General features: G+C 68.9%; 7 protein-coding genes. 6 read left to right on the top strand and 1 reads right to left on the bottom strand.

Going from position 1 to position 6,666, the window contains the following annotated elements; translation table 11 throughout:
* Positions 1-198 precede the first annotated feature (198 nt).
* The 3 genes from ABT08_RS12425 to ABT08_RS12415 all read left to right on the top strand — a co-directional run bounded on the left by ABT08_RS12425 (position 199) and on the right by ABT08_RS12415 (position 3,079).
* On the top strand, positions 199-1,098 hold the full coding sequence (locus ABT08_RS12425) for a phosphodiesterase (RefSeq protein ID WP_288115153.1): 900 nt from the start codon (positions 199-201) through the stop codon (positions 1,096-1,098).
* Positions 1,099-1,158: 60 nt separating this feature from the next.
* Positions 1,159-2,634: an aspartate ammonia-lyase gene (locus ABT08_RS12420; RefSeq protein WP_045246163.1), complete on the top strand. Its 1,476-nt coding sequence runs from the start codon at positions 1,159-1,161 to the stop codon at positions 2,632-2,634.
* Positions 2,635-2,731: 97 nt separating this feature from the next.
* On the top strand, positions 2,732-3,079 hold the full coding sequence (locus ABT08_RS12415) for a hypothetical protein (RefSeq protein ID WP_045246165.1): 348 nt from the start codon (positions 2,732-2,734) through the stop codon (positions 3,077-3,079).
* Positions 3,080-3,145: 66 nt separating this feature from the next.
* Here the strand turns inward: ABT08_RS12415 and ABT08_RS12410 are convergent, their stop codons facing one another.
* Positions 3,146-4,009, bottom strand: a complete 864-nt coding sequence (locus tag ABT08_RS12410; RefSeq protein ID WP_288115151.1) for a fumarylacetoacetate hydrolase family protein — start codon at positions 4,007-4,009, stop codon at positions 3,146-3,148.
* A gap of 39 nt (positions 4,010-4,048) precedes the next feature.
* On the opposite strand from ABT08_RS12410, the gene ABT08_RS12405 reads away from it, so the two are divergent.
* The 3 genes from ABT08_RS12405 (at position 4,049) to ABT08_RS12395 (ending at position 6,514) form a co-directional block, all read left to right on the top strand.
* Positions 4,049-5,245, top strand: a complete 1,197-nt coding sequence (locus ABT08_RS12405; protein WP_288115149.1) for a PrsW family intramembrane metalloprotease — start codon at positions 4,049-4,051, stop codon at positions 5,243-5,245.
* A 177-nt stretch (positions 5,246-5,422) separates the two neighbouring features.
* Positions 5,423-5,791, top strand: coding sequence for an FKBP-type peptidyl-prolyl cis-trans isomerase (locus tag ABT08_RS12400; protein ID WP_045246168.1), 369 nt, complete (start codon positions 5,423-5,425; stop codon positions 5,789-5,791).
* A gap of 165 nt (positions 5,792-5,956) precedes the next feature.
* A complete protein-coding gene (locus ABT08_RS12395) occupies positions 5,957-6,514 on the top strand; it encodes a YceI family protein (protein WP_045246170.1) in 558 nt (185 codons plus the stop codon).
* Positions 6,515-6,666: the final 152 nt, after the last annotated feature.

Below are 6,666 nucleotides of genomic sequence, written 5' to 3'. Positions count from 1 at the left end.
GTCGTCCTTGGCGCGCAGCCATTCATACGGATCGTCCACCGCATCACCGTGGTGGGTGCGCACGTGGGTTCGACGGGGGGCGACGGGGGGAACGGATGCCGCGGCAGCGGCGGACGCATCGGTCACCCTGCCCACGGTATCCCAGCCCGCCGCGCCCGCGGCCGACCGCGCGTCGGTCGCCGTGCGTACGCTGGGGGCATGAGCTCCGTCTCCCTCGGTCAGTATCCGCCGGCGCTGCGCACGCTCATCCATCTCAGCGACACGCACTTCCTCGCCGGCAACCGTCCTCTCGGCGGTCGGTATGACACGTCAGCGAACCTCGCCGCGACCCTCGCGCGCATCGACGCGATGCGCATCGCGCCGGACGCGATCGTGATCACGGGCGACCTCACCGACCTCGGCGAGCCCGAGGCGTATGCGTCGCTGCGAGCGGTCGTCGAACCGTTCGCGGCGCGCCTGGCCGCCCCCGTCGTGTGGGTCGCGGGCAACCACGACGAACGACCGGCGCTGCGTGCGGGGCTGCTCGACGCCGCGCCCACGGAGGAGCCCGTGACGGGCGTCTGGGACCTCGGCGGCCTCCGGCTCATCGCGCTCGACTCCACCGTGCCCGGGTGGCACCATGGCGAGCTCGGCGACGCGCAGCTCTCGTGGCTGCGCGATCTGCTCGCGCACCCCGCGCCGCTCGGCACCCTTCTCGCCCTCCACCATCCGCCGCTGCCGAGCCACGTTCCGCTGTTCGACATCCTGGAGCTCCGCGACCAGCCGGCGCTCGCCGAGGTGGTCGCCGGAACGGATGTGCGCGGCATCCTCGCCGGACATCTGCATTATTCGACGCACGGCACGTTCGCGGGTGTGCCCGTGAGCGTGGCCGCGGCGACCTGTTACACGATGGATCTCGCCGCTCCGGCGGCGAAGGTGAACGGTATGGACGCCGGGCAGTCGTTCCACCTCGTGCACGTCTACGCCGACACGATCACCCACTCGGTCGTGCCGGTCGCCGGGGCCGAGGCCGGCGACTACTTCGACGAGGCATGGCTCGCACGCATGGCCGCGCTCGATCCCGCGCAACGCCTGGAGCAGTTCTCTCGCAAGCGCTGAGCGCGCGATTAGGCTCGAGGCATCCACCTTCAGCCGTGATCACACCCACAAGGACACCCCATGGCAACCGATGCAACGACGCATACCCACACCCGCACCGAGACGGACTCGCTGGGATCGATGGAGATCCCGGGCCACGCCTACTGGGGCATCCACACCGCGCGCGCTCTCGAGAACTTCCCCGTCGCGAAGCGCCCCATCTCCGTCTACCCGGACCTCGTCACGGCGCTCGCGATGGTGAAGCAGGCCTCGGCGCGCGCGAACGCCGACATCGGGGTGCTCGATCCGGCCAAGGCCGACCTGATCGACCGCGCTGCGCAGCGGGTCATCGACGGCGACTTCCACGACCAGTTCGTCGTCGGTGTGATCCAGGGCGGCGCGGGCACGTCGACGAACATGAACGCGAACGAGGTCATCACCAACATCGCGCTCGAACTCGCGGGTCGTGAGCGCGGCGACTACGCGTTCCTGTCGCCCATCGACGACACCAATCGCAGTCAGTCGACGAACGACGTCTACCCGACGGCGGTGAAGATCGGTCTCTCGCTGACGCTCCGAAGCCTCCTCGACGAGCTGGCCAACCTGCGGCAGTCGTTCCTCGACAAGGCCGTGGAGTTCCACGATGTGCTGAAGGTCGGCCGCACTCAGCTGCAGGACGCGGTGCCGATGACGCTCGGGCAGGAGTTCCACGGCTTCGCCACGACCCTCGGCGAGGACTACAACCGACTCCGCGAGAACGCGTTCCTCATGTACGAGATCAACATGGGCGCGACGGCGATCGGCACGGGCATCACGACCCATCCCGGGTATGCGGCGGCGGTGCTCCACCACCTGCGTGAGATCACCGGCCTCGACCTCGCGACCGCCGATGACCTCGTGGAGTCCACGAGCGACACGGGCGCCTTCATGTCGTTCTCCGCGTCACTCAAGCGCAACGCGGTGAAGCTCTCGAAGATCTGCAACGACCTGCGTCTGCTCTCTTCAGGTCCGCAGGCCGGACTCGGCGAGATCAACCTGCCCGCGCGGCAGGCCGGCTCGAGCATCATGCCGGGCAAGGTGAACCCCGTGATCCCCGAGGTCGTGAATCAGGTCGCCTTCTCCGTCGTCGGCGCCGATATGACGGTCACGATGGCGGTCGAGGCGGGGCAGCTGCAGCTGAACGCCTTCGAACCCGTCATCGCGCACTCGATCTTCCAGTCGCTCACGTGGATGCGTCAGGCGATGTGGACGCTGCGCGTCAACTGCGTCGAGGGCATCACCGCGAACCGCGACCGCCTCGGTGCGATGGTCGGTGCCTCTGTGGGCGTGATCACTGCGCTCACGCCCTACATCGGCTACGCGGCCGCGGCGGCGCTCGCGAAGACGGCACTCATGACAGGGCGCAACGTCGCCGACCTCGTCGTCGAGGCGGGACTGATGTCGCGCGACGAGGTGACCAAGCAGCTGTCACCCGCCCGCCTGTCGGGGCTGCAGACGATCACCGCCGCGATCCCCGTCATCGCGCCCGAGGACGCGCCGGTTCCGCCCGTCGGCTGACTCGACGTCGCGCCTCTTTCGGCTAACACTCAGGAACCGATATCGTCACGGTAGCGTCACGCAGTGGCGCTCTTGTATCGACCCTGAGAGGGATCCCATGTCCGAACCGCAGTACGCCCCGCCGCCCCCGCCGGCTCCCGCCGCCGCCGTCGAGCAGCCGGGCCGCACGCTCGGCATCGTCGCCATCGTGTTCGCGATCATCATGCCCGTGGTCGGCCTGATCCTTGCGATCGTTGCAAAGGTGCAGTCCAAGCGCGCCGGTGTGAAGAACACGCCCTCCACGGTGGCGCTGACGTTGAGCATCATCTTCATCGTGCTCGGCATCATCGTGGCCATCATCGTCGCGGCGGTCGGTGCGGCGGCCGCCGCCGCGCTGCTCCAGCAGTGCGCGACGCTCGGCACGGGCATCCACGATGTCAACGGTGTGACCATCACCTGCAACTGACACCGCATCGACGAACGGCCGGCCCCCTCGGGGTCGGCCGTTCGTCGTGTGGGAGCGGTTGCCGCGTCAGTCGGTCATGCGGCAGTGCGTCGTGAGGGCGCCGATGCCGTCGATGCCGACCGTGACAGTGGAGCGATCGCGCAGGAAGATCTGCGGATCGCGCGAGTAGCCGGCCCCGCCCGGCGAGCCGGTCGAGATGAGTGTTCCGGGCAGCAGGGTCACGGACTGCGAGAGCTGGGCGATGAGGGTCGCGACCGACCGCACCATCTGCCCGGTCGAGGCGTCCTGCACGGTTGTGCCGTCGACGATCGTCCAGATGTGGAGGTCCTGCGGGTCGGGGATCTCGTCGCGGGTGACCGCGTAGGGGCCGGTGGGGGTGAAGCCGTCGAACGACTTGCACCGGCTCCACTGGGCCTCCGAGAACTGGATGTCCCGGGCCGTGATGTCGTTGACGACCGTGTACCCCCACACATGGTCGAGGGCGTCTGCGGCAGCGACGTCCTTCGTGTGCCGGCCGATGATGACACCGAGTTCGGCCTCGTAGTCGACCGACTCGCTGAGCGACCGGGGCCAGGAGGTGGTCTGCTCGTGTCCCGCGAGGGAGTTGGGCCAGAGCACGAACACCGTGGGCGTGGCATCCGTCTTCAATCCGAGTTCGCCTGAGTGGGCGGCGTAGTTCAGGCCGACCGCAAGGATGACCGGCGGATCGTCGACGGCCGATGCGAACGCCACGCCCTCGAGCGAGGTCGCCGGCGCGGCCGGCGCCGCGGCGGCGATGCGGGCGAGCACGTCATCGCCGCCGGCGACGAGCTCGGACAGGCGGGTCGGGGCGCCGGGGAACAGCTCATCGACGTAGACGGCGTCATCCTCCCGCACGAGAACGAGTCGGGGCTCCGTCGCCGCCGGGTGGAGCACGTGGGCGAAACGCATCTCTCCAGGCTAGTGCGGTCCCGCCTCTAGGCTGGGGCGATGGGGGATGCTGGCGGCGATCAGAATGACCGAAACCTGACCGAGGCCACTCCGCTCATCGGGGTCGAAGCGGAGCCCGGAGAGGCGATCCTGGCTGCGCCGCCAGCGATCGATGCGCGGATCCCCTCGTCTCGTGGACGTCGGGCCCGGTGGTGGGCGCTCGCTCTCGCAGCGCTGGCCGTCGCGGCGGTCGGGGCGTATCTGCTCGTCTTCGTCGGCATCGTCCCGTCGGTGGTCGCCGCTGCGCTCGCCGCCGTTCCGCTGGTGGGGACGTTGGAGGCGGTGCGAGCCGTCGATCGTGAGGTCCGGCAGCCGCGAAGTCTGCGGGTCTTCGCCGTGCTGTGGGGTGCGGGCGTCGCTGTACTCATCGCGCTCGGTGTGCAGGTGGTCTTCGTCGTCCTGGACATCCGGCCGGAATACGAGCTGATGCTGATCGTCGAGGCGCCGATCGTGGAGGAGGTGGCGAAAGGCTTGGGGGTGCTGCTCGTCCTCCTCTGCGCGCGGCGGGCCTTCGACGGTCCGCTCGACGGCGTCGTCTACGGGTCGGCGGTCGGCGCCGGGTTCGCCTTCAGCGAGAACATCACGTACTTCGGGGAGGCCATCGCCGACGGCGGGGCCATGTACGCCGGGATCCTGTTCGTCGCCCGCGGCGTGGTGACCCCGTTCGCGCACCTCATGTTCACGGCGGCAACAGGTTTCGCGCTGGGCCTGGCCGCGCGTCGCGGGATGCGGCTGCGCGGCGTGAGCGCGGCGTGGGTGCTCGGGCTTCTCGTCGCGATCGTGCTCCACATGGTCTGGAACGCATCGACTGCCCTGGGCGGCTTTGCGGCACTCGGGCTGTTCATCGTCGTCCAGGTGCCGTTGTTCGCAGCATTCGTGACCGTCGTCGTGCTGCTGCGACGAGCGGAGGCGAGCGCGGCCAGAGGGCGCATCGCCGAGTATGCGGCGGCGGGCTGGTTCACGCCTGGCGAGGCCCAGATGCTCTCGACGGCGTCGGGCCGACGCGCGGCCGTCGCGTGGGCCTCCGGATTCCCGCGGGATCGTCGTCGTGCGATGCGCATGTTCATCCGTGAGGCGAGTGTCCTCGCAGCTGTGCGCCAGCGGGTGGTGAATCGGCGCAACCCCCTCGATGTCGCGGACGAGCGGAGCCACCTGGATCGGATCGGCGCCGCCCGAGCGGAGCTGTTCGCGACGTGAGCGCATCCGATCCGGTGCCCCGCACAGACTCAGCGCCCGGTGCCGCGGCGATGCCTGCGTGTCTCCCGAGCGCTGAGTAGGTCTGGTGTCAGGATGCCCCGAGTCGCCGGACCTGTCAAGGGTGGGCCGATATGTCACACCCGCGCGCCGCGGCGTCGCGCGTGCTTGGATGGAGTCATGACTGACAACCGCACCAAGCCCGAGATCGACGCCCCTGAGGGTGACGCCCCGAGCGACCTCGTCATCCGCGACCTGATCGTCGGCGACGGGGCGGAGGCCAAGCCCGGCGACACCGTGACCGTCCACTACGTCGGTGTCGAGTTCACCTCCGGTGAGGAGTTCGACTCCTCGTGGGGTCGTGGCGAGAGCATCCAGTTCCCGCTGCGTGGCCTCATCCAGGGCTGGCAGGACGGCATCCCCGGCATGAAGGTCGGCGGACGCCGTGAGCTCGTCATCCCGCCGCACCTCGCGTACGGCCCCGCCGGTGGGCACTTCCTCGGCGGCAAGACGCTCATCTTCGTGATCGATCTGCTCGCCGTCGCCTGATCCGACTCGAGACATCCGGATGCCTCGTCCCCTCGGTGGGGGCGGGGCATCCGTTGTTCGTGACGCCGTCATCAGGAATTTTCCATTCTTGGGAATGCATGTTGCAGGATGGTGGTTGCACCCGCCAGACATCGCGATCCGCGCGACCATCCACATGGAGATGACATGACCGACACGACGCTCGAACTCCCCGGCTACAAGGCCGGCACCTGGGTCCTCGACCCCTCGCACAGCGAGGTCACCTTCTCGGTGCGCCACATGATGATCTCGAAGGTGCGCGGCACCTTCGGCGTCAAGGCCGCCACCATCGAGGCTCCGGAGAACCCGCTCGAGGCGAAGGTCACCGCCACCGTCGACGTCACCTCGATCGACACCAAGGACGAGGGTCGCGACCAGCACCTTCGCAGCGCCGACTTCTTCGACACCGAGACCTACCCGACGATCGAGTTCGTCTCCACCGGCGTGCGCCTCGAGGGTGACAAGTTCCTCGTCGACGGCGACCTGACGATCCGCGGCATCACCAAGCCGGTCACGTTCGACTTCGACTTCGGCGGCTTCGGCAACGACCCGTGGGGCAACTACAAGGCCGGCGCGACCGCCAAGACGGTCATCAACCGCGAGGACTTCGGCCTCACCTGGAACGCCGCCCTCGAGACCGGCGGCGTCCTCGTCGGCAAGGACGTCACCATCGAGCTCGACCTGCAGGGCTCGCTGCAGGCCTGATCGCCTTCCCGTGGACGGGGTGGATGCCGCGGCATCCACCCCGTTCGTCGTTCAACGCCGCAGGCGCAGCCGGTTCTGGGCGAGCAGGATGCCGAGGAAGACGATGAGTGCCCCGACGGGCTCCTGCCACGAGACGCCCTCGCCGAGCACGA

The sequence above is a fragment of the Microbacterium sp. SCN 71-21 genome (assembly GCF_001725695.1).
Classification (GTDB): domain Bacteria; phylum Actinomycetota; class Actinomycetes; order Actinomycetales; family Microbacteriaceae; genus Microbacterium; species Microbacterium ginsengisoli.
The sequence above is the reverse complement of the archived record's forward strand: the minus strand, read 5'-3'. Positions and strand labels throughout refer to the sequence as shown.